General features: G+C 61.3%; 17 protein-coding genes, 2 tRNA genes and 1 pseudogene. 12 read left to right on the top strand and 8 right to left on the bottom strand.

Annotated elements, in window-relative coordinates:
• The 4 genes and pseudogenes from HMPREF0308_RS13335 to HMPREF0308_RS09310 all read right to left on the bottom strand — a co-directional run.
• Positions 1–287, bottom strand: a pseudogene (locus HMPREF0308_RS13335) (hypothetical protein); the annotation flags it as partial.
• 492 nt (positions 288–779) lie between these two features.
• Positions 780–1,727, bottom strand: a complete 948-nt coding sequence (gene rlmB, locus HMPREF0308_RS09320; protein ID WP_005530982.1) for a 23S rRNA (guanosine(2251)-2'-O)-methyltransferase RlmB — start codon at positions 1,725–1,727, stop codon at positions 780–782.
• 9 nt (positions 1,728–1,736) lie between these two features.
• On the bottom strand, positions 1,737–3,161 hold the full coding sequence (cysS, locus tag HMPREF0308_RS09315) for a cysteine--tRNA ligase (RefSeq protein ID WP_236251971.1): 1,425 nt from the start codon (positions 3,159–3,161) through the stop codon (positions 1,737–1,739).
• Positions 3,162–3,394: 233 nt separating this feature from the next.
• The gene (locus tag HMPREF0308_RS09310; protein WP_005530976.1) at positions 3,395–5,266 is read right to left on the bottom strand and encodes an FAD/NAD(P)-binding protein; all 1,872 of its coding nucleotides are present in this window, start codon (positions 5,264–5,266) and stop codon (positions 3,395–3,397) included.
• A 57-nt stretch (positions 5,267–5,323) separates the two neighbouring features.
• Between HMPREF0308_RS09310 and HMPREF0308_RS09305 the strand changes: the two genes are divergently transcribed.
• The 7 genes from HMPREF0308_RS09305 (at position 5,324) to HMPREF0308_RS09275 (ending at position 13,400) form a co-directional block, all read left to right on the top strand.
• A complete protein-coding gene (locus HMPREF0308_RS09305; RefSeq protein WP_005530974.1) occupies positions 5,324–7,084 on the top strand; it encodes a TIGR04028 family ABC transporter substrate-binding protein in 1,761 nt (586 codons plus the stop codon).
• Positions 7,085–8,047, top strand: a complete 963-nt coding sequence (locus tag HMPREF0308_RS09300) for an ABC transporter permease (RefSeq protein WP_005530973.1) — start codon at positions 7,085–7,087, stop codon at positions 8,045–8,047.
• Complete coding sequence (locus HMPREF0308_RS09295) at positions 8,044–8,934, top strand: ABC transporter permease (RefSeq protein ID WP_005530970.1); 891 nt, start codon at positions 8,044–8,046, stop codon at positions 8,932–8,934. Before HMPREF0308_RS09300 ends, HMPREF0308_RS09295 begins: the two co-directional genes overlap by 4 nt.
• A 6-nt stretch (positions 8,935–8,940) precedes the next feature.
• Positions 8,941–10,581, top strand: a complete 1,641-nt coding sequence (locus HMPREF0308_RS09290; RefSeq protein ID WP_005530969.1) for a dipeptide ABC transporter ATP-binding protein — start codon at positions 8,941–8,943, stop codon at positions 10,579–10,581.
• 24 nt (positions 10,582–10,605) lie between these two features.
• Positions 10,606–11,832, top strand: coding sequence for an alkylhydroperoxidase domain protein (locus tag HMPREF0308_RS09285; RefSeq protein ID WP_005530967.1), 1,227 nt, complete (start codon positions 10,606–10,608; stop codon positions 11,830–11,832).
• 28 nt (positions 11,833–11,860) lie between these two features.
• Positions 11,861–12,544, top strand: a complete 684-nt coding sequence (locus tag HMPREF0308_RS09280) for an SDR family oxidoreductase (protein WP_005530965.1) — start codon at positions 11,861–11,863, stop codon at positions 12,542–12,544.
• Positions 12,545–12,623: 79 nt separating this feature from the next.
• Entirely contained in the window at positions 12,624–13,400 is a 777-nt protein-coding gene (locus tag HMPREF0308_RS09275) for a GntR family transcriptional regulator (RefSeq protein ID WP_005530963.1), read from the top strand.
• Positions 13,401–13,416: 16 nt separating this feature from the next.
• On the opposite strand, the gene pepN is transcribed toward HMPREF0308_RS09275, so the two are convergent.
• Positions 13,417–15,948, bottom strand: a complete 2,532-nt coding sequence (pepN, locus tag HMPREF0308_RS09270; protein ID WP_005530962.1) for an aminopeptidase N — start codon at positions 15,946–15,948, stop codon at positions 13,417–13,419.
• 107 nt (positions 15,949–16,055) lie between these two features.
• Between pepN and HMPREF0308_RS09265 the strand changes: the two genes are divergently transcribed.
• Positions 16,056–16,679 (top strand): mycothiol-dependent nitroreductase Rv2466c family protein, encoded by a 624-nt coding sequence (locus HMPREF0308_RS09265; RefSeq protein ID WP_005530960.1) that lies wholly within the window; start codon positions 16,056–16,058, stop codon positions 16,677–16,679.
• Here HMPREF0308_RS09265 and HMPREF0308_RS13030 read toward each other — a convergent pair.
• Complete coding sequence (locus HMPREF0308_RS13030; RefSeq protein WP_049063322.1) at positions 16,676–17,395, bottom strand: hypothetical protein; 720 nt, start codon at positions 17,393–17,395, stop codon at positions 16,676–16,678. The two genes, HMPREF0308_RS09265 and HMPREF0308_RS13030, sit on opposite strands and share 4 nt — an antisense overlap.
• A 120-nt stretch (positions 17,396–17,515) precedes the next feature.
• Between HMPREF0308_RS13030 and HMPREF0308_RS09255 the strand changes: the two genes are divergently transcribed.
• Positions 17,516–17,989: a ribose-5-phosphate isomerase gene (locus tag HMPREF0308_RS09255; RefSeq protein ID WP_005530955.1), complete on the top strand. Its 474-nt coding sequence runs from the start codon at positions 17,516–17,518 to the stop codon at positions 17,987–17,989.
• A gap of 84 nt (positions 17,990–18,073) precedes the next feature.
• Here the strand turns inward: HMPREF0308_RS09255 and HMPREF0308_RS09250 are convergent, their stop codons facing one another.
• Both HMPREF0308_RS09250 and HMPREF0308_RS09245 read right to left on the bottom strand, forming a co-directional pair.
• Complete coding sequence (locus HMPREF0308_RS09250) at positions 18,074–18,907, bottom strand: aldo/keto reductase (protein WP_034657381.1); 834 nt, start codon at positions 18,905–18,907, stop codon at positions 18,074–18,076.
• 134 nt (positions 18,908–19,041) lie between these two features.
• Positions 19,042–19,833 (bottom strand): DUF4349 domain-containing protein, encoded by a 792-nt coding sequence (locus tag HMPREF0308_RS09245; RefSeq protein ID WP_005530952.1) that lies wholly within the window; start codon positions 19,831–19,833, stop codon positions 19,042–19,044.
• Positions 19,834–20,059: 226 nt separating this feature from the next.
• On the opposite strand from HMPREF0308_RS09245, the gene HMPREF0308_RS09240 reads away from it, so the two are divergent.
• The 3 genes from HMPREF0308_RS09240 (at position 20,060) to tig (ending at position 22,147) form a co-directional block, all read left to right on the top strand.
• Positions 20,060–20,134 (top strand) — tRNA-Gly (locus HMPREF0308_RS09240).
• A 495-nt stretch (positions 20,135–20,629) separates the two neighbouring features.
• A tRNA-Pro gene (locus tag HMPREF0308_RS09235) sits at positions 20,630–20,703 on the top strand.
• An 85-nt stretch (positions 20,704–20,788) separates the two neighbouring features.
• The gene (gene tig / locus HMPREF0308_RS09230) at positions 20,789–22,147 is read left to right on the top strand and encodes a trigger factor (RefSeq protein WP_034657376.1); all 1,359 of its coding nucleotides are present in this window, start codon (positions 20,789–20,791) and stop codon (positions 22,145–22,147) included.
• Positions 22,148–22,372: the final 225 nt, after the last annotated feature.

Below are 22,372 nucleotides of genomic sequence, written 5' to 3'. Positions count from 1 at the left end.
CCCCGGGCCTTGGATTGGCGGTATCCACGCGAGCTAAGAAAGATGCCTTCGCGATGCGTGTTTAACGTCTGGCAGATGATCTCGACGCAGCTTGGCGGCCTCTGCCACAAGGTCCTCAGGCAACCGTTCGGTAACGCGTCCCTCACGTCGAGCGGGCTTGCGTCCATTGCACCGCTGTGTGCCATGATCTTGCAGGCTGCCTGCGTCGAAATACTCTCCGCCAGAATGCGGTCTTCCACGAGGCGGACCACACGGTCTCTTGCCTCCTGATCAAACTTCTTCGGCATGTTCGAGAATTTTCCCATTTACTCAAACGGAACAAACCGAGGGCATTTTACGGTAAGACCGAAGGAGAAAACCCAATATCAAAGGCCGCCCAACGTCGCGAAAGAAAACCAAGAACTGCGTAGGGCCTACCTCAGCTTTCAAGCGAGGCGTAATAGGCGGCGTATCGGCTGCATCGACACCATGGATCATGGAACTGAGTGTTTCTAGCGACGGAGAATTATCACCGAGAACCCGAAGGATCTCTGCCCAAGTCATACCCTCGTCATAAAGTTTCTTCACCGTAGGGCGAAGAGCTCTTAGTCGAGCCGGAGAAAGCTGCTTTCCGGTCATAGACATAACTCAAGGTTCTCTCCGTGCACTGGCCTACAAACCAGCACACGACTCGCGCTACACGAGGTCTCATAAAAAGTCCGCAGTCCCTCGTCAAGCGCGTGCGAACGTGACCTCAAGGTCTGCTTTTGCGTGGCTGGGTGTTTGCTAAGGGGCCGTGATTACTTCGCCGCGCGACGCTGACGAGCGAACTCAGAGAGCACGGCACCCGCAGCAACGGAGGCATTCAAGGACTCAACCCACGCGGTCATCGGAATGGACATGATGACGTCGCAGTTCTCGCGCACCAAACGGGAGATGCCCTTGCCCTCCGAGCCGATGACGATGACCACAGGGTCCTTGCCGCCGGTGTAGGTATCGAGGGTGTGCTCGCCGCCAGCATCAAGACCCACGACCTGGTAACCCGCCTGCTGGAACTCCTGCACCGTACGGGTCACGTTGGTCACGCGCGCCACTGGCAGGCGAGCCGCGGTACCCGCGGAGGTACGCCATGCCACCGCAGTCACCGAAGCCGAACGACGCTCCGGAATGATGACGCCGTGGCCGCCGAACGCAGCCACCGAACGGATGACGGCGCCCAAGTTGCGCGGGTCGGTGATGTTGTCGAGGATGACGAACATGCCCGGCTCGCCAGCGTCCTTCGCGCGGTCCATGAGCTCGTGGAAGTCCGCGTACTTGTACGGCGGAATCTGCAGGCCGATGCCCTGGTGCATACCATTGCCGGTCATGCGATCCATCTCGTGACGCTGAATCTCAAGGATAGGAATGTTGCGGGAATTCGCAATGGCCACGGCCTCCGACAGGCGCGCGTCGTTGCGGGTGCCCTGCACGATGTACAGCGAGGTAGCAGGCACCTTTGCGTGCAGACACTCCACGACCGGGTTACGGCCGACGACCATCTCCGCCGTCTCCTTCTGGTGGCGGCCCGAGTTGCGGCGCTCGCGCTCCAGCTTGGCCTTGTGCTTCGCGTGGTAGACGCGGTCCTCTGCCTTAGGCGTTGGTCCTTTGCCCTCAAGGCCCTTCTTTACCTGGCCGCCACTGCCTTTAGTAGCGCCTTTCTTGTTGGTCTTGCGGATGCCCGCGCCGCCGCGGCCGTGTGTACGTGCCATGAATTCTCCTTAGGCTAGCGACCAGGTGGGGCCGTCAGCAGTGTCAGTGATGGTGATGCCAGCGGCGGCGAGGCGGTCGCGGACGGCGTCCGCAGTTGCCCAATCCTTCTCCGCGCGGGCTTGGGTGCGGCGTTCCAGTTCCGCTTGGACGAGGACGTCCAGCGCTGCATCCGCATTGCTTGTCAACGTCCCATCTTTCCACTGTTCATCCAACGGATCAAAGCCCAGCACCGCGGCCATGGCGCGCACGGACTCAGCCGCCTTACGGGCCTCGTCTGCAGACCCTTCTGCCAGCGCCTTGTTTCCGGCACGGACCGTGGTGTGGATTTCGGCCAGTGCCTTCGGCACGGCGATGTCGTCGTTCATCGCGTCCTCGAAGCCCTGGGTCCAGTCTCCTACAACGAGGTCGTCGAACTTGTTCACGAAGTCCTCGATGCGGCGGTACCCGGCAGCGGCCTCGGTCAATGCCGCCTCGGAGTATTCCAGCACGGAGCGGTAGTGCGCGGAGCCGAGGTAGTAGCGCAGCTCGACCGGGCGGACGATCTCCAGCATGTTGTCGATGGCCAGCACGTTGCCCAGGGACTTGGACATCTTCTCGCCGGCCATGGTCACCCAGTGGTTGTGCATCCAGTAGTTGGCAAACTTATCGCCCGCCGCGTGCGACTGCGCTACCTCGTTCTCGTGGTGCGGGAACTGCAGGTCAAGGCCACCGCAGTGGATGTCGAATTCGCTGCCCAAGTAGTAGGTGGACATAGCCGAGCACTCCAAGTGCCAGCCTGGGCGGCCTTTGCCCCACGGGGTGGGCCAAGAAGGCTCGCCGGGCTTGGCGCCCTTCCACAGGGCGAAGTCCTGCGGACCGCGCTTTCCGCGCGCAAGCGCCTCTTGTCCCTCGCCTTGGTCCATATCCTCGACGCGGTTGCCGGATAGGGAGCCGTAGTCAGAGCCCTCTGCAGCGTTCCAGGCGGTCACATCAAAATAGACCGAACCAGCGCCGTCTACCCCCGCGGTATCGTCAGGTACCGCGTAGGCGAAGCCGGCGTCGATAAGCCGCTGCATGTAGTCCACCATCTGGGTAACGAATCCCGTGGCGCGCGGCTCTACCGATGGCGGCAGGACGCCCAGGGTGTTGTAGGCCTTGGTGAACTCGCGCTCGTAGGTGGAAACCCACTCCCACCAGGGGCGACCGTTTTCTGCGGCCTTGTTGAGAATCTTGTCATCGATGTCGGTGACGTTGCGGACGAAAGCCACGTCTAGGCCCTGCGCCATGAGCCAGCGGCGCAGGATGTCGAAAGCTACGCCGGAGCGCAGGTGGCCGATGTGCGGCTGGGCCTGCGGGGTGGCACCACACAAGTAAATCGAGGCATGCCCTTCTTTTACGGGCACGAAATCGCGCTGGGTGCGGGTGGCGGTGTCAAAAATGCGTAGGTTACTCACCCGAACCATTCTAGGCTATGGGCTCTTGGCTGTTTGCGGTTGCTTTAAGACACAGAGATGCGCCTTCCACGCGCGCCTTTCCCGGCAGATATCCAGCCCTGGAAACCAAGACCTCCTGTTCGCTTTCGCCCACGCTTTCCGACGCCGCGCTTTTCACCAGGGAGCTGCATTTCCAGGGCTGGGTGATTGTGGAGGGAGGGGTGGCTGAGCGTCGGACGCGGTGGGGGCTGGGCCTAGTGCTCGGCGCGGAGCGCGGCGGCGAGGAGCGAGCCAGCGGTGCGGTCGGTCTCCTGCAACATGAGCGGGTCGGTTCCCGGCATCGGGGAAATCGTGGTGTCAGGCCACTGTGAGTAGGTGGGGATGCCGATGACGTGCAGGCGCGGATCGGTGCTGCCGTCGGGGCGAACAACCTTGCGCTCCCAGGTGGTCTCCGGGGAGCCCGTGGCGTTGCCGTGGTCCACGAATGGACGCACGCGCTCCTGCAGGGAAACCGCGAGGGGGTCTGACGGGCGGCGCACGTCGGGGGAGTGCATCCACGCATCGATGAGCCAAGGGCTGGTGGCCGTGCGCTCGCCGGAAGTCAGCGTGAACTCGGCATCGGTCCAGCTCAAGACGGGGCGGCCGCCGAGGAAGGTGGCCAAGCCGGCGTCGACGAGGGCGAGCAGCTGGCGGGTGCGGAACAGCGGCGGGCCGGAGCCGACCATCTGGCCAAAGGCCATGAATTCCTTGTAGTTAGTGGTGCGCGATTCCCAGGTCATGCGGCCCTCAGAGCCGGCAATCGAGGAAGGCTTGCGGGCCGCGGAAATGGCCCACAGCGCGGCCTTCAAAGGGGAGTCGGCAGCAGCGACTGCTTCCACGATGTCGCGGGCAAGTCCCTCAGCGATGTAATCGGTGAGCTCTTCGATGGTGGTGCCGGCGAAGTCAGCGAGCGGATTGACCCAGTGCGCCAAGTCGAGTGGCTCGGAAGAAACGCCCTCGAGCGCCGCATTGAGCTCGCGGGAAAGTCCCACGACGTCCTGTGCGGAAAGCTTCGCTGCGTCGATACGGGAGACAATCTCCGTGAGCGGAACCTGCAGCGCATCTGGGCTAACGCGTGCTTGGGTCTCGTAGTACTCGGCGTAGGCATCGCGCACGATGTGTGGCAACAAGTCGCGGCCGAAGTCCACCTCGCGGCCCTGGACCAGTGCCAGCTGCTTGCGGAAGCGCACCAGCTCCGCGCGCGGCGGCAGTGCGTGGTACTCGGATTTTGGGATGTAGGGGTAGCCGCGGCCGGAGGAGACCACGAAGTGGGGTTCGTTGCCGGATGGCTCGTAGCGCAGGCCCGAGCGGGTGGAGTTATCGGTGTGGAAGACGCCGCCGCGGTCGATGGTCAGGAGCGCCATGATGTCGAAGAAACCCATGCCTAGGCCGCGCACCAGTACATCCTGGCCCGCCGGCACCTCGGAAATGGGCTGTTCAACTGGGTTGTTGGGGCGTACCCAATGCAGCTGGGAGGAGACCTCGGCCAGGTGCTGCTCAGAGTCAGTTGGGCCGGGAACCTGCCAGCCGTAGGCCAAGACAGTGGCGTCGCTTGCAACGTGGGAGCCGTCGGCAAGATCGATGACGTCGTGGCCCTCAGCCTCGTTTACAGCTACTGCGCGCGAGGAGTGGTTGACCACGGTCACGGTCTTAGGCAGCTGTGCCAACGCCACCTCGAAAGCCCAGCGCAGGTAGGCGCCGTAAAGCGCACGCGATGGGTTGGACTCGGGGCGGGTGGTCTCGATTTCGGCGCGGAAGGACTCGTCGATGGTGACGGGGTGGGCGTCGAAAAGTGCCTGCTTAGTAGGGGAGATGCCATCTCGTTCACCACGCAGGAGCTGGATCCACTCGTACTGTATGGGGCCTTCCAACACGGGGGCCGTCATGGTGGACTCGGGCTCGGTGAAGAGGGTGACCGCGCCTGCGAGGGTGTTCATGCACAACGTCTGGGTTTGTTCGGTATCCCAGATGCGGCCGGCGCCGAGCTGCGCGTCGTCGATGAGGTGCAGCGTGAGGCGTGGGATCTCCGCAAGCGTGTGCAGGTGAGCGGCGAGGCGCTCTACGACTGATATGCCGCGTGGGCCCATGCCCACGATGGCGATGGATGGCGTGGATTCATGCGAAGCCAATTCTATTCATCCTTAATGGCGGGTCTGCAGGCTCGCCGTTTGAGAAAAATTATTAGACCGTTTTGTCTATGGAATTTATACCAACAAGTCTACGTTGTGTTAGTTTACAAGCCTATTTACACTCTCATAAACGAAAGCTACCTCGTGAAAAAATTCCGCACTATCGCCAGCGTATTGGGTGCAGCGGCCCTGCTCGCAGGATGCGCAGCGCCCAGCGGCGAACAGGCAGGGGAGGACAGCAACGTCCTGACCTACCTTGAGCCGCAATTCTTCCGCACGCTGTATCCACCAGCGGCTGGCTTTTACCCGAATGGCGGCGTGGTTAACCAGCTGACCGACCGCCTGCTTTACCAAGACCCTGAGACTTTGGAGCTCTCGCCGTGGATCGCCACCGAGATGCCCGAGGTGAACAAGGACGCCACCGAGTACACGTTCAACATCCGCACGGACGTGACTTACTCCGACGGCACCCCGCTGACCGCGGAGAATGTGGTGCGCAACTTCGATCTTTATGGCCTCGGCGATAAGTCGCGCACACTGACCTCCTCGGAGCAGATTGCCAACTATGACCACGGTGAGGTCGTGGACGAGGACACCGTGAAGTTCTACTTCTCGGAGCCTTCCCCGGGATTCCTGCAGGCCACCTCCTCTTATAACGCGGGCCTTTTGGCGGATAGCTCTCTAGAGCTCGACGACGAGGGCTTCGGACCGGGCAACGCGAAGAAGGTTATTGGCTCCGGCCCGTTCGTGGTCGATTCCGAGAAGATCGGTACCGACCTCGTTCTCAAGACCCGCGAGGATTACGACTGGGGTCCACCGGCAGTGGAGCACCAGGGCCGCGCCGACATCGACGGTGTGCACTACATCTTGGCTGCAGAGGAGTCCGTGCGCACCGGCGCGATCGTCTCTGGTCAGGCCGATATTGCTCGCCAGATCTCCGCGCCGCAGGAAGGCCTCCTCGAGGACAAAGGCGTGCAGATCATCTCTCACGGCACCAACTCCATTAACAACCAGTTGGGCTTCCGCTTCAACCACCCGTTCCTGCAGGACAAGCGAGTACGTGAAGCCATCATTCACGGCATCGACCGCGAGGAAATCCTCCGCGTGCTCTTCTCTGAGTCCTACCCGCTGGCTAAGTCCTCCGTGGCCCAAACCGGGCTGGGCTTTAAGGACCAGTCGGCGGCGTACACCTTCGCCCCTGAGGAATCGAAGCGCCTGTTGGATGAGGCCGGCTGGAAACCAGGCCCGGATGGAATCCGCGTCAAGGACGGCAAGCGCCTGGTCCTGCGTTCGAATACCGCGCTGCCACAGCCGCGTTCCAAGGAAGTCATGACCATGGTCCAGGATCAGCTAGGCGCGCTGGGCATTGCGATTGAGATCAACCCGGGCGACCAGGCAACTCAGAACGCAGATGCGAAGTCCATCGACAAGGTGCAGCTCTATCACATCATGGTGGGCCGCGCGGATTATGACGTTATTGCCTCCATGTACTCGGTGAACAACCGCGACGCCCTGCTCAACCAGGACAAAGAGGGCAATCCTCTAGACGCGAAGCTGGAAGAGCTGCTGGGCAAGGTGACCTCCAGCCCCAAGTCTGAAGACCGTAAGAAGGCCGTCGAAGAGGTGCAGGATTACCTGACCGAACAGGCTTACGTCATCCCGTTCTTCGAGGAGCCGCAGGTCTACGCAGTGGCACCGGAAGTGCACGGCTTTAGCCCCGAGTCCGTGGCCCGCCCGTGGTTCTACGAGGTCAGCCTTGAGCAGGAGGATAAATAAATGACTACCAAGCAATTTGCCGCCCGCATTGGGCAGGCCATCCTGGTGCTGCTGGTGACCTACACCGTGGCCTTCTTCCTGCTGTCCGCATTGCCTTCCGACGCGGTCATGTCCCGCTACGGCGACCCCGCCCTGGGCCTGTCCGAGGCGGAGATTGCCGCCATCCGTGAGGAGATGGGCGTCGATAAGCCGCTGCTCGTGCAGTTCTTTACCGGCCTCATCGGATTCTTCACCGGCCACTTCGGAAACTCCACGCAGACGGGTGCGGCGGTGTCGACGCTCATTGCCGACGCCCTCCCACACACGTTGATTCTGGCCGTCTGCTCGATTGGCCTGGCCATCATAGTGGCGCTCCTCGTGGCCTTCCTGGCAACCCTGCCGGGACTCGGCGCGATTGCCACCTTCTTCCGTGGGCTGCCTTCCTTCATGGTTTCCCTGCCGGGCTTCTGGATCGGTATCCTGCTCATCCAGCTCTTCTCCTTCCAGCTGGGCTGGGTGCGCATCATTGAGCCTTCCAGCATTGAGGGCCTGATTCTGCCCACGCTGACCCTGTCGGTACCGATGGCGGCACCGCTCATTCAGGTCCTCATTCGCTCCATCGACGAGACGCAAGCGATGCCTTTCGTGCAGGCGGTGCGCGCTCGCGGCGCCTCGGAGTCGTGGATCTTCTGGCGCAACATCTTGCGCAACTCCCTCCTTCCGGCACTGACTATGGCGGGCCTGCTCTTCGGTGAGCTCGTCGGCGGTGCCGTGGTCACGGAGACCGTCTTTGGCCGCAACGGCCTGGGCTACATGACGGCGCAGGCGGTCTCCAACCGCGATACGCCGGTTCTGCTGGCCATCGTCCTCATCGCCGCGACTGCCTACGTCATCGTCAACCTCGTGGTGGATCTGCTGTACCCAGTCCTGGACGTGCGTCTGCGCCGTCCTGCCCAGGATTCTGCGAAAGGAGCCCGTGCATGAGCGCGCCAACATCTAACGCCGTGAACACCGCACATCCGGTCGACGGCAGCACCACACTGCGCCGTAACCGCCGCCCCGTCGGTCGCGCCCAGCGCAACCCGTGGACCAGCCCGGCCTCCATCGTGGCTTCCGTCATCCTGGTGGTGGCTTTCCTCGCCGCCCTTTTCCCGGGCCTGTTTACTAACTCTGACCCGTACGCCGGCACCGACGTCGCGCTGCTGCACCCGAGCTCCGAGCACTGGTTCGGCACGGACGCTGTGGGCCGCGACCTCTACGCTCGCGTGGTCTACGGCGCCCGCCAATCCCTGCTGGGCGCGCTGATTGCTGTGGCCGTGGGCCTCGTGGTCGGCACCTTGCTCGGCCTGCTGGCCGGCTCGCTGCGCGGCGGGGTCGATTCGGTCATTATGCGCGTGGTTGACGTGCTGCTGTCTATCCCCGGCATCTTGCTGTCCCTGTCCATCATCATCGTGCTGGGCTTTGGCTCCCTGCAGGCCGCCGTGGCTGTCGGTGCGACGTCGATTGCCACCTTCGCCCGCCTGGCCCGCTCCCAGGTCATCACCGTGGCTGGCTCCGACTACATCGAGGCCGCCTACGGTGCTGGCGCCACCCCGGCGCAGGTCATGGCCCGTCACATCCTGCCCAACTCCCTGACCCCGGTCATCGCCCTGGCCACCCTGCTGTTCGGTTCCGCCATCTTGCAGCTGTCCATCTTGGGCTTCCTGGGCTACGGCGCCCCAGCGCCGACTCCGGAGTGGGGTCTCATCATCGCGGAGGGCCGCGACTTCATGGCTACCGCATGGTGGCTCATCATCTTGCCGGGCTTGGCAATCGTGGCCGTGGTGGTCTCTGCCAACCGTCTTTCCCAGAACTTCCGAGCGGAGGCATAAAAACTCATGACTGATAACCACACTCCTTTGCTCAAGGTTCGCGACCTCAATGTTTCCTACACCACCGCGGCTGGCGAGGTGCCGGCCGTCCAGGGCGTCAGCCTCGAGGTCTACCCGGGCGAAATCACCGCCATCGTGGGCGAGTCCGGTTCCGGCAAGTCCACCTCGGCGATGGCCGCAATCGGCCTGCTTGCCTCCAACGCGCAGGTCGACGCCGGAACTATCGAGTTCCAGGGCCGCGACATAACAGACCTCGACAACAAGCGCTGGCGCGAGCTGCGGGGCCGTTCCATTGGCCTCATCCCGCAGGACCCGAACAACTCGCTCAACCCGTTGAAGACAATCGGTGCTTCGGTGGAGGAGGGCCTGGCTATCCATGGCGTTGGCACTGCGGCTGAGCGCAAGCAGCGTGCCATCGAGCTGCTCGACCGCGTGGGCATCGACGACCCTGAGCGCCGCTACGGCCAGTACCCGCACGAGCTTTCCGGTGGCATGAAGCAGCGCGTGCTCATCGCGGCTGCAGTGGCGCTCGAGCCCGAGCTCATCATCGCCGACGAGCCAACCTCCGCGCTTGACGTCACGGTGCAGAAGGTCATCCTGGACCTGCTCGATGAGATGCGTCGGGAAACCGGCGTGGGCATCCTGTTCATCACCCACGACCTGGCGGTGGCAGGCGATCGCGCCGACCGCATCGTGGTGATGGAAAAGGGTCAGGTCCGCGAGTCGGGCCAGGCGGCCAGGGTTCTCACTGATCCGCAGCACGCTTATTCACGCCGCCTGCTTGCCGACGCCCCGTCCCTGTCCGTAGCCGACGTCGCCAACGCTAAGCGTCGTTCCACGCGCAGCACCGAGACCGTGCTGCGGGTGCGTGACCTCACCCAACGCTACGGCGACTTCCTCGCGCTCGATGGCGTGAGCTTCGACGTCGCCAGGGGAACCACCCATGCGCTGGTGGGCGAGTCCGGTTCCGGCAAGACCACCACTGGCCGTTCCATCGCCTTGTTCAACGCGCCGACCTTTGGCTCCATCGAGCTGGCCGGTGCGAATGGCGGCTCCACCGAGCTGACGAAGCTGAAGGGCAAGGCTCTGCGCGAGGCCCGTAAGAACGTGCAGCTGGTGTACCAGAACCCGTATTCCTCCCTCGACCCGCGCCAGTCCATCGGCGACGCCATCGCTGAGCCACTGCGCAACCTCGCGGGCGCGTCCAAAGCCAAAGCGAAGATCCGCGCCCAGGAATTCCTGGAGCTGGTTGCCTTGGACCCGCAGCACTACGACCGCCGTCCGCGGGAGCTTTCCGGTGGACAGCGCCAGCGCGTGGCCATTGCCCGCGCGATGATCGTGGAGCCGGAGTTGGTGGTTCTCGACGAGGCAGTCTCCGCGCTCGACGTGACCGTGCAGGCACAGATCCTGCGCCTGCTGACAGACCTCCAAGACGAGCTGCAGCTGACCTACGTCTTCATCTCCCACGACCTCGCCGTGGTCAACCAGATCTCGGACATGGTCTCCGTCCTCTCCCACGGCCAGCAGGTAGAGTTGGGCCGCACCGCGGACGTCTTTGCGAACCCACAATCCGAGTTCACCCGCACCCTCATCGACGCCATCCCAGGACAGCGTTACCGCGCCGGTGACCTCAATCTGGGCCTGTAAGGGCCCGAAAGTTAAGGAGTTTTCATGGCAGACATCATCAACCAACTAGCCGAGGTCAGCCCGGAGATTGCCGAGCTGCGCTCCCGCCGCCTTGACGCTTTGGCTAACGCGCAGCTCTCCTTCGAGGCACTTCTCGAGCCGGCTGAGGAAGGAACCTTCCCGTTTACTGAGCGCTATGCCGTGGCCGCCTTCGTGGCTGGCATCTACCAGTCCACGAACGCCCGGGACTTCTACGCCGACCTGCTGGCTGACGACGCCCCGGCAGAGCTCAATGCCGCGGTACAAGAGGCCATTGCGCACGGTATTTCCGTCGGCCCATACGCAGATGCCGAGGGCATTTCCGGCGATGCCGCCGGATTCATCACCTTCGAGTCCGTTGCCGGGCTAGGGGAGCGCCTCGTTGCAGCCTTCGACTTCGCGCATCTGCTGGTGTTCCATCCCAAGGACGCAGCGCCCGAGGCCATCGGCCACCTGCAGGCGGAGGGCTGGTCGGACGATGACATCGTCACCCTCGCGCAGCTCATTTCCTTCCTGTCCTTCCAACTGCGCGTCATCCACGGCCTCGTGGTCTTGGGCGGCTCTACGGCTTGTACTCCGGAAACGGAGAGCAAGGAGGGCGTCGCCAAGCTAGGCTGGCAGAACCACGAACGTACCCTGACCCCGGACGTCCATGCTCCAGAAGGTTTTGTGAACCACTCCCTGGGCTGGAAGCCATGGCTGGCACCGCTGCCCAAGGATGAATTCACCCCAGAGCACACCGACGCGCTGATCCGCCCGGAGCGTATCGACTCCGAGTATTTCCGCCTGCTGGCCCGCGACCCTGCGGCGCTGAAGGCACGCACACTCACGGACCTGGATATCTTCTACAACACTGACGGAGGTATGGGCCGCGCCGAGCGTGAGCTGGCCGCAACTGTGGTCTCCCGCTTTAATGGCTGCGAGTTCTGCGCTTCGGTGCACCAGCAGCGCTCGAAAGACGAGGGCGGCGATGCCGATGCCGTGGATCGTCTGCTCTTTGAGGGACTCGACGCAGATCTGGGTTCTGAGCAGTGGGGCGTTATACGCGACGCCTCCCGCGAGCTGACGCGTACTCCGTTCGCCTTCAACTCCGGTTGCGTGGCCAAGCTGCGTGGCGTCGGATTCGATGATTTGGCCATCATCGACCTCATCAACTCCGCCTCTTTCTTCAACTGGGCCAACCGCCTGATGCTCACCATCGGCGCACCCGACGTGCCTAAGCGCTACCGTTAACAGCACATACGACGAGAAGGAGTAAACCATGACCACCTCGAAGATTGCGGTTGTAACAGGTGCCACCGGCGGCATGGGCCGCGAAATCATCCTTGACCTCGCGCGCGACCACCACGTGTATGCGTTGGGTCGCCGCGCAGACGAGCTCGCAGGCATGGACAACGTGACCCCAGTTGCCATCGACCTTGTGGAAGCTTTGGACAAGGACGAAGAGGAAAACATCGGCCTGCCGGAGCTCGACCGCGTGGACGTCCTAGTGCATGCGGCGGCACGGGCGGACAAGTACTCCGTGGAATCGGCGCGGCCGAAAAACTGGCGCGAGCAGATGGACCTCAACGTCCATGCGCCTTCTGAGGTCACCCGCCGCTTGCTGCCGCAGCTGCGCCAGGCGGAGGGCATCGTGGTGTTTATCAACTCCGGAGCTGGCATTCATAGCTACGGTGACAACGTGATTTATTCGGCTACCAAGCACGCTTTGTACGCGCTTGCCGACGGCCTACGTATTGCCGAGCCTGCCATCCGCGTCAGCACTGTCTCGCCGGGACCGACTGACACCCCAATGCTAAAGGGACTACAGGATTACGACCCTGCCCATGTCATTGCACCTATTGAAGTAGCAAAGGCAATTCGCGCTGCAGTGGATGCGGGACCTTCAACGCAGCTTACTGAGATTCGGGTTCGCCCACGTATTGAGCTGGCGTTAAGAAAATAAATGAAGTAACCATACTAGTTGTGGAAGTCACAGCTCCTCGACATGCGATTTTCCGAGAGGTCGGTAAGATCTGGGAGCTGTGACTGAAACCACCCGCCGCAGGCCGGCTTATTTGACCATCGCGGATTCCCTGCGCAGCAGGATCGAATCCAAAGTTCTCAAACCCGGCGAGCGATTCCCCACCGAGCGCGAACTTGTTCAAGAGTTCGGCGTCGCCCGCATGACGGTCCGTCATGCGCTCGACATCTTGCAGATTGAGGGATTGATTGATCGCAAGCGCGGCCGCACCGGTGGTACCTTCGTACGCGCTATTCCACCGACTCTGAGCCTCACCAGCGAGCACGGCATCCTACAGCAGCTCACTGAGCGCGGATTTAAGACGCGCGTGGAAGTTATCTCCCTCGATAAGCTCGAGGTTCTTTCTCACGTGGCTGGAACCCTAGGTGTGGAAGATACCGCGTTAGTGTGGGAGCTCAAGGGTGTCCACTACGTCGACGAGACCCCAATCAGCGTCACCAAGGTCACTATCCCAGTCGAGCTCGTACCGGATCTGGATGAGCACGAACTCAACCAGCCACTCCTGCCACTGCTCGAGACCTATGGACTCAAGTCTGTGTACAAGCGCGAAAACATCATTGCCGCCACTGCCCGCGCGGAGGAGCAAAAACTTTTGGGCGTGGGCCGCTCTCATCCGATGCTGCGCTTTAGCCGCATCATCAAGGCAGCTGATGACACCGTCATCGCCTTCCAAGAAGAAACGCTGCGCTCCGACGTCGCCAACGTCGAGGTTGTCTTGGGCGAGGATCCTTCCCACCAAAAGAATCCCCGCACCTCGACTAGCGCCAGCTTGTCCTGACTAGCGCCAGCTGGCGCTAGTCAGCGTCTACTGCGCGGTTACGCAGCGCACGCGCCATGCGGTCGCGCTGCTCGGTCACGGAGCGGCGCAGGCCGCCCGCCAGATCGCGCTTGAGGAACTCGTCGGCCTCATCCAGGGTCTCCTGCGAGATTGCCCACGACGGGAACAGGCCGGTCACGGAGGTCAGGCCAATCTCGGAGGACTGGGAAGACCAGACCTTCTCCGCCACGTCGAAGAACTCTGACGTCGGCAGCAGCTCATCGGAGCCGGGGTAGGTGAGTCCCTCAAGCTTCGAGGTCAGCTCGCGGTTGGTGAGCTCACCCGCCACGATCTCATCCCACACCGCACGCTTGTTCTCAGCAGTGTTGACAGCCGCGCGCGCACGCACCGCAGCCTGGTAGCCGGTGGCGGAGTTATCGCGAGCCAGCTGAGCGTCTACAGCAGAGGAGACGTCGCCAAGCGCGCCGTCGGCAGCCAGCGCCGCGATGGCGTACCAACGCAGGCCCTCGTCGTCCGAAGACTCCAGAACGTCCTGCAGAAAAGCGCGGGTGCCATCGGTCAGGCGAATCTTTGCCAGCGCCTGGGCGAAGATAATGGAGCGCTCCGGATCGGAATCCTTGGTGCCTTCGAGGAGGGCGTCAGCAAGCACGGTGCTCTCCTTGGCCCACGCTGGATCCGCGTAGTTGGACTGTGCGGAAGCGGCCTGCTGCAGGATGCGCTCGAGCACAGCCAGCTCGGTCTCGGCAGCCGCGCCACGTGCCACCAGCGCCACGAAATCGCGCGCCTTCATCGCACCGCCGCGGGTCATCTCCCAAGCAGCGGACCAGCACAGAGTACGCGCTAATGGGTCCTCGAACTTGTCGATGTTGCCGATGAGGAACTCCAGAGAACCCTCATCCAGGTCCAGCAGCGCATAGGTGAGATCATCGTCGTTCGGCAGGATGAAGCCGATGTCCGCGCGCTTCTTGCCCACGAGTTCGGCAATCTCGGTGCTTGCGCCGTCGATGTCCATCTCGATGCGATCGGTGCGCACGACCTTGTCGCCCTGCAGGGAGTACAGGCCCACGCACACGCGGTGGGTGCGCAGGGTATCGCCGCTTTGTACCAGCTCAGCGGCGGTGATAACGCCTGCAGAGTCGGTCTCGGTGTGCACGCTTAAGCTGTTGATGCCCGTGGTCTTGAGCCACTGCTGCGCCCAGAAGGACAGGTCGCGGCCACTGGAGGTCTCGAGTGAGGAGAGGAGGTCGTCGAAAGTAGCGTTGGAGTACGCATGCGCTTTGAAATGGCGGCGCACGCCGGCGAAGAAGTTCTCGCGGCCCACGTATGCCTGCAGCTGCTTGAGCACGGACGCGCCCTTGGCGTAGGTGATGCCGTCGAAGTTCTGCTCCACGGTCTCAATGTCAGAAGCATCGGTGGAAATCGGGTGCGTGGTGGGCAGCTGATCCTGCTGGTAGGCCCACGACTTCTCCACGTTGGCGAAGGTGACCCACGCGGTGTCGTACTGGGTCTCCTCAGCCTGGGAGATGGCGGCGGACCAAGTGGCGAAGGATTCGTTGAGCCACAGATCATCCCACCACTCCATGGTGACCAAGTCGCCGAACCACATGTGAGCCAGCTCGTGGAGGATGGTGTCCGCGCGGCGCTCGTACTTGTAGTGGGTGGCCTTGGAGCTGAAGACATATTCGTCGCGGATGGTCACGCAGCCTGCGTTCTCCATGGCGCCGGCGTTGAACTCTGGCACGAAGATTTGGTCGTACTTGCCAAACGGGTACGCAAAGCCGAAGTTGCGGTGGTAGAAGTCGAAGCCCTGCTTGGTCTCGGTGAGGATGCGCTCGGCATCGAGGTGCTCCGCCAGGGAAGCGCGGCAGTAGACGCCCAGCGGCACTTCGAGCTTCTGCGCTGGGTTGCCCTCTGGGTGTTCGCTCAGCTCGCCGGTCCAGGTGTCGGTGACCTCGTAGTAGGGGCCAGCACACAGTGCGACCAGGTAGGTGGACAGCGGGTAATCGATCTCAGTGGACCAAGTCTGGGCGCCGTTTGCGCCCGCCGTGGTCTGGGTGGGGCCGTTCGTGATGACGGTCCAGTCAGCTGGGGCATCGAAAGCCAGCGAGTAGGTGGCCTTCATGTTGGGCTGGTCGAAGCAAGCGAACACGCGTTTGGCGTCGGCGGTCTCGAACTGGGTGTAGAGGTAGACCTTCTCATCTGCTGGGTCCACGAAGCGGTGCAGGCCCTCGCCGGTGTGGGAGTAAGGAATCTTGGCTACGACCTTGAGCTCGTAGTCAGCCACCTGTAGGCCCGAAAGGGGAACGCCGAACTTGGCCTCATAGGCGTTGGTGGGCAGGGGAGCACCGTTGAGGCGGAGCTCGAGGAGTTCCTCACCGCGCAAGTCGATGAAGGTGGATCCCGCTTGCTTGACGTGGAAAGACACCACGGTGGTGGAGATAAAGTGCGTCTCCGAATCCGTGAGGTCTAGGTGAACGTCGTAGTGCTTCACGTCAATCATCTGCGAGCGGGCGTTTGCCTCCTCGCGGGTGAGGTTGATCGAGGTCATTGGGTGTGCTCCTCTGCTTGGTGAATAAGTTTCTGCATCAACCTTAGTCGTGCGCCTAGGGTGGGAAATCGTCAACTACCAATGAATTTTTGTTTGAAGGAGTCAGCATGGCTGAAACCGTGAAGTTTTGGTTCGATTGCACGTGCCCGTTTGCGTGGGCGACCTCCCGCTGGATTAAGGAAGTAGAAAAGGTCCGCGACATCGAGGTCACCTTCGAACCCATGTCGCTGTCCGTGCTGAACGACGGCCGCGATCTTGATCCCGGCTACATGGAAATGATGAAGGCTAACTGGGGCCCTGCCCGCGTTGCCGCAAAGGTGGCGATTGAGGCCCCAGAGAAGGTCGATGCTTATTACACCGCGATGGGCACCCTCATCCACGGCAAGGGCCAGGGCGGCAAGAAGGGTTACGGCGCCTACGATGAGATCATTGCGCAGGCGCTTTCCGACGCTGGCTTGCCCGCCGAGTTCGCTTCCGTTGCGAACACCGAGGAGGTGGACGAGCAGCTGCGTGCTTTCCACAACGCCGGTATTTCTGAGGTCGGCGACGAAGTGGGAACCCCAGTGGTCAAGCTTGGCGATACCGCTTTCTTCGGCCCAGTTATCACCCGCATCCCAGAGGGCGAGGAAGCCGGCGAGATCTTCGACGCCGCTGTCCGCCTGGCGCAGTACCCTTATTTCTTCGAACTCAAGCGCACCCGCACCGAGTCCCCGCAGGTAATTGAAGATTAATTCCTGGCCTTGGACTCTTGGGCCGGCTTGAGGCTGGCCCACGCAGTGAAGGACAACACTGCTGAGAAGACCGTGACGAATGGGATGAAAAAGCTCAGCAGGGCAAAGCCCCCGGCACCCACCATGAGGTTCCGGGGCTTCGTGCTGTCTGTGCTCATTGCCGTGACCAGTGCCAGAGCGGCCATGACAAAGGGGGCGATGCGTGAGACGACGATCATGGCAGCGCGCGCAGTCTCCGGCGAGACGTTGAGCGAATCGAGGCGCTCCTGGAACAAGAAGGTCCACAGGACCTCGACCAAGACCAAGACGGTAAAGGCCAAGCCGATGACGAAGTAACGCTTGCCGGTGCGGGAAGGCTCGTTGAGGTGCAGATACGTGATGGAGAGGAACAACAGCACCAGCAACGTGGCTATGGGCGCCACCATGCCTGCGATGTTGATGATGGGCAGCGTCATCTGCGCGGAGTATTCCTCCCACGCTGAGTGCGCCCAGGTAGCCCACGACGCCGCGCCAATCAGTGCGGTAATTCCCACCCGGAGGTCACGGTGCGCGGGGAAGCAGTAGAACGCTCCGAGCACGATGTGGGTGAGGGTAATCAGGATAGTGCCCACGAACGGCCCCACAAAGGGCGGAAGAATGATCGGAAAAATCGCTAGCAAGAACACGCTGGCGATGAAGATGCTAATTACTAGTTGGGTGGCGAAGCGTTCATTCATGGGGGCGCTGCCACCTTTCATCTGAGGTATCCCCGGAGGCATCTCTTAACGGGGGGTTGATTATTGCTAGAACGTCGATCATAGCAACAGGGTTGCTCGCGAGACTGTAGTATCTGGGGCATGCGCGTTTATCTAGGAGCAGACCATGCAGGTTTCGAGACGAAGAATGTCATCGCCGAACACCTGAAGAAGCAGGGCCACGACGTTATCGATTGTGGCGCACACGTTTATGACGCTGAGGATGACTACCCAGCATTTTGCATCGAGGCAGCACTGCGTACTGTCAACGACCCAGGCTCCCTCGGCATTGTCCTTGGTGGCTCTGGCAACGGTGAGCAGATTGCAGCGAACAAGGTAAAGGGCGCTCGTTGCGCTTTGGCGTGGTCCCCAGAGACCGCCCGCCTGGCTCGCGAGCACAACAATGCACAGCTCATCGGCATTGGCGGCCGTATGCACTCTGAGGAAGAGGCGCTCGCTATTGTCGACGCCTTCCTTGACCAAGAGTGGTCCGCTGCTGAGCGCCACCAGCGCCGCATCGATATCCTTGCAGAGTACGAGCGCACTGAGATTCCACCGGAGATTCCGGAGGTTTAAGAGCCCTTTAACTTCGCCGCACTTAAGAGAAAAGCGTTCCCTAAACCATTGTGGTTGGGGAACGCTTTTTGCGTTTAGCACGTCCTACTTGACGTGGAACTCGTTCGGGTGCGGACCGCCGCGGCCTTCCTCGCCCAAGTCGAGGTCGGTGATTGCCGCCATCTCGTCCTCGGTCAGTTCGAAGCCGAAGACATCGAAGTTCTGCGCAATGCGCTCCGGGTTGGCGGACTTGGGGAACACAATGACGCCGTTTTGCAGGTGCCAACGGATGATGACCTGGGCAGGGGAGACGCCGTATTTCTCAGCAGGCTCGGTAACTGCGTCGACCTCGAAGAGGTCCGTCTGGCCCTGGCCCAATGGGCCCCAAGCCTCGATCTTTACGCCGTGGGCGCGGAAGGCGTCCAGCTCGCGCCAACGCTGCAGGTAAGGGTGCAATTCTACTTGGTTTACCACAGGGGTGACGGAGGTGTGGGTTTCTAGCTGCTCGAGGTGCTCCAGCTCGAAGTTGGAGACACCAATGGACTTGGCCTTGCCGGTCTTCTGCAGCTCAATCATCTGCTTCCATGCCTCGACGTAGTTGCCGTCTTCCGGGCATGGCCAGTGGATGAGGTAGAGGTCCACGTAGTCGAGGCCTAGCTTCTTCAAAGACTCGTCGAGTGCAGCAGCGGCATTGGTCTGGCTGTCATTCCACAACTTGGTGGTGATGAAAAGCTCCTCGCGCGGGATGCCAGAGCTGGCGATTGCGCGGCCTACGCCTTCCTCGTTGCCGTAGACGGCAGCGGTGTCGATGTGGCGGTAGCCCACGCGCAGTGCCTCAGCGACGAGTTCCTCGGTCTTGTCTGGGTCGACTTTGAATACGCCGTAGCCCAGCTGCGGGATCTTCTTGCCGTCGTGCAGTTCAATCATTGGTACAGTCATGCGGCCCAGACTACGTGCATTTGCCACGGCTTGGCAGACACCGCCGAATAAACACGGTTTATCCACGGGAAAAGCCCCTGACCATGTGGTCAGAGGCTCCTCATGAATCCAGTAACAAGGCGTTAAAGCGGCATCTAGAAGTCGAAATCGAAGTCGAAGAGTCCGCCGCCGTCGCCACCATCGTCGCCACCGAAGAGGCCGTCGAAGAGTCCGCCGCCGTCACCGTCGCCGCCCATGTCGCCGCCGGCATCTCCCATGTCGCCGCCCATGTCACCGCCGAAGTCGCCGCTTTCAGCTGCAGCAGCGGAGTAACCGATGCCCGACATTCCAGCGAACATAGCGTTGAACATCATGGAGTAACCCACCATCCAGACACCGGTGCTAAGGGCATCGGCCCACCAAGGGCGGGAGTACCAACCGGCCGGAACCGGGCGACCCGCGACCATGCCACCTGGGTAGTAGTTAGGAGTCTCGTTGGATGCATAAGGCGAGGCAGTAAGGGTCTCGCCATTTGCTTCAACGGTGCGGCGCTCGGTGACCTTACCGGCCTGGCGCTGACCCTCTAGTGGCGGCAGCTCGGGGCCGGGGTTCATACCCATGATTTCGCGTGCAGCGTTGACGTAGTGCATGCCCTCGAGCGCAGACTCGCGGGCCAGGTTTGCCTGTTTAACAGTGGTGGCTTGCGAAATTGCTGAGTTCGCAGCGGTAAAACGCTCGGATGCGTCGGCCATGGCCTGCATCGATGCAGTGTCGGTTCCGGAAATCTGCATCACCTGGCCGCCAAGGCGCTCGGTCCAGCGGCGGGCATCGGCGAGAGCATCATCAAACTTCTGTGCTTCGAGCTCAGCCTGCTTCTTCTTATTGCCGCGGGAGGCCAAGTATGCAGCGCCGCCGCCGAGGACGATGATTACGAGGAGTAATGACACTTAAACTCACTTCCGATTTCTAAAGACTAAATTTCGCACTTACCGACACAACGCTACCGCCTCGCAATTAGTTCCCCGCCAGATCTGCCAAAATCCGCGCTTAATCTGTGGAGTTGGGTGCACCGAAGCCAGCCGCGGGGCGCCGATTAGTGGCCCCAGTTTCCTATTCTCGGCCGCGGTGCGCTAAAGTAGTCCGCACGTCAAACATCGCAGGATGTAGGACTGTGGGAATGTCGTATAGTGGCTAATACCTCAGCCTTCCAAGCTGAAGACGCGGGTTCGATTCCCGTCATTCCCTCCAAGTTTCACCGCTCGGCCTTTCTCGAGGCTCGGGCGGTTTCTGCGTTCTGGGGGAGGGGCTGGCGCCTGGCTGCTGGGGCGGCTGGATGTCCAGACCCTAAAGGTCCCTCTCCAAAGGTACTTTTACGAGTACCTGCCGTTGCATGGCAGGGCTTTATGGTCCCTTTACCCCACAAAGGGACCAAACGAATGGGACCAAACCAAAGGGACCACTTTGCGCCGCGTCGAGTATTGCCGCTACGGCGACATTGTCTGCAATCAATCGCCGGGAATTGCACACCTCATTTACGCCTCTCCAGGCTCGCAAGAAACGGCTTAAGGCAAGCAAGTTGCGGACGTATTCGCGGCACAAATTAAGGCCCAATAAACTGGGAAAACTCGCTTAAGTGGGGGTCGGTGTTAGGTCAATTAGCGATATGCCGGTACACTAACCCGAGTAAGCAACGCAGCCACGGCGAAAAGCATGAAATGTTTGGAGACCGTGGAGGCCTACATACGGGGCGTGGCGCAGTTTGGTAGCGCACCTGCTTTGGGAGCAGGGGGTCGCAGGTTCAAATCCTGTCGCCCCGACGTATGGGGGTCTGAAAATACCCTTAAAAGTATTTTCAGACCCCTTATTTACATTCTGAACCAATTAATGCCAGGAGAGTTTCTCGTGAAGACCACCGTAGACAAGCTGAGCGATACCCGCGTCAAGCTCACCGTCAACGTTCCGTTCGCTGAGCTGGACAAGGAAATCGACCAGGCCTACGCGGCGATCGCGCAGCAGGTATCTATCCCGGGTTTCCGCAAGGGCAAGGCTCCGCGCCAGCTTATCGACGCCCGCTTCGGCCGCGGCCCGATTCTCGAGCAGGTTGTCAACGACATGCTGCCAACCCGCTATGAGCAGGCAGTTCAGGAGAACGAGCTCAACGTTATTGGTCAGCCAGATGTTGACATCTCCAAGATCGAGGACAACGACTTCGTCGAGTTCACCGCTGAGGTTGATGTTCGCCCAGAGATCACTGTTCCGGACTTCTCCAAGCTCTCCGTTACCGTTCCAGCCATCGAGGCTAAGGACGAGGACGTCGACAAGGCTCTTGAGGAACTAGCTTCCCGCTTCGGTGAGCTCAAGGACACCAAGCGCAAGATGAAGACCGGCGACTTCGCCATTATCGACATTGTCGCTGAAATCGACGGCACCAAGCTGGACGAGGCTTCCTACGAGGGCATGTCCTACCAGATTGGTGACGACGACCTCATCAAGGGCCTCGACACCGCACTGCGCGGCATGAAGACCGACGAGGACACCGAGTTCACCTCCACCATCCAGTCCGGCGATCACGCTGGCGAGGAAGCAACCATCAAGGTTCACGTTCAGCAGACCAAGGAGCGCAAGCTTCCGGATCTGGATGACGAGTTCGCACAGATGGCTTCCGAGTTCGACACCATGGACGAGCTGCGCGAGTCCACCAAGACCCGCGTTGAGGAGTCCAAGAAGGCTGAGCAGGCTGCCAACATCCGCGACGAGGTTTTGAAGGCTGCCCTCGAGGGCACCGAGTTCGAGCTTCCGACCGCTGTGGTTGACGAGCAGGTTCACGCACAGCTCCACCAGATCCTGGGCCAGCTGGCACACGACGAGAAGGCTCTCGCCCAGCTGCTCGAGGCACAGGGCACCACCCGCGAGGACTTCGATAAGGAAGCTCGCGAGTCCGCTGAAGAGTCCGTCCGCACCCAGCTCTTCCTGGATGCTGTTGCAGACGAGGAGCAGCCTGAGGTCTCCCAGCAGGAGCTGACCGACCACATCCTGTTCACCGCTCAGTCCTACGGCATGGACCCGAACCAGTTCATCCAGCAGCTGCAGTCCAACGGCCAGATTGCTAACCTCTTCTCCGACGTCCGCCGTGGCAAGGCTCTTGCAGCCGCTATCTGCCGCGTTGACGTGAAGGACGAAGACGGCAACAAGGTTGACGTTGAGCAGTACTTCGGTGAGATCGAAGAAGAGGGCGCTGAAGATGCTACCGAGGAGAAGTAGTTTTCTTTCGTAGCGAGCGGTTTCTAGCGCACTAGCAAACCCCGGATTCATGAATGAATCCGGGGTTTGCGTGATCGTGAACGCCCTCTAGAGATGTGCTGTGATGTCTAGTGACTTCTTGGACTCGGAGTCCATTGACTTTTTGGACTTGGAGTCCAGTTAGTTTTTTGACGCGGAGTCTAGGAAGTTTATGGACAAGATGTCTAACGACTTTTTGGACTCTGG

This window comes from Corynebacterium striatum ATCC 6940, assembly GCF_000159135.1.
GTDB classification, from domain to species: Bacteria; Actinomycetota; Actinomycetes; order Mycobacteriales; family Mycobacteriaceae; genus Corynebacterium; species Corynebacterium striatum.
The sequence above is the reverse complement of the archived record's forward strand: the minus strand, read 5'-3'. Positions and strand labels throughout refer to the sequence as shown.

Coding starts and splice junctions, on each gene's coding strand:
- HMPREF0308_RS09310 (WP_005530976.1), bottom strand. CDS start 5,266: ATGGGCCCACGCGGCATATCAGTCGTAGAGCGCCTCGCCGCTCACCTG.
- HMPREF0308_RS09290 (WP_005530969.1), top strand. CDS start 8,941: ATGACTGATAACCACACTCCTTTGCTCAAGGTTCGCGACCTCAATGTT.
- HMPREF0308_RS09250 (WP_034657381.1), bottom strand. CDS start 18,907: ATGACTGTACCAATGATTGAACTGCACGACGGCAAGAAGATCCCGCAG.
- HMPREF0308_RS09305 (WP_005530974.1), top strand. CDS start 5,324: ATGGCGGGTCTGCAGGCTCGCCGTTTGAGAAAAATTATTAGACCGTTT.
- HMPREF0308_RS09280 (WP_005530965.1), top strand. CDS start 11,861: ATGACCACCTCGAAGATTGCGGTTGTAACAGGTGCCACCGGCGGCATG.
- HMPREF0308_RS09295 (WP_005530970.1), top strand. CDS start 8,044: ATGAGCGCGCCAACATCTAACGCCGTGAACACCGCACATCCGGTCGAC.
- HMPREF0308_RS13030 (WP_049063322.1), bottom strand. CDS start 17,395: ATGAATGAACGCTTCGCCACCCAACTAGTAATTAGCATCTTCATCGCC.
- HMPREF0308_RS09265 (WP_005530960.1), top strand. CDS start 16,056: ATGGCTGAAACCGTGAAGTTTTGGTTCGATTGCACGTGCCCGTTTGCG.
- HMPREF0308_RS09285 (WP_005530967.1), top strand. CDS start 10,606: ATGGCAGACATCATCAACCAACTAGCCGAGGTCAGCCCGGAGATTGCC.
- pepN (WP_005530962.1), bottom strand. CDS start 15,948: ATGACCTCGATCAACCTCACCCGCGAGGAGGCAAACGCCCGCTCGCAG.
- rlmB (WP_005530982.1), bottom strand. CDS start 1,727: ATGGCACGTACACACGGCCGCGGCGGCGCGGGCATCCGCAAGACCAAC.
- HMPREF0308_RS09300 (WP_005530973.1), top strand. CDS start 7,085: ATGACTACCAAGCAATTTGCCGCCCGCATTGGGCAGGCCATCCTGGTG.
- HMPREF0308_RS09255 (WP_005530955.1), top strand. CDS start 17,516: ATGCGCGTTTATCTAGGAGCAGACCATGCAGGTTTCGAGACGAAGAAT.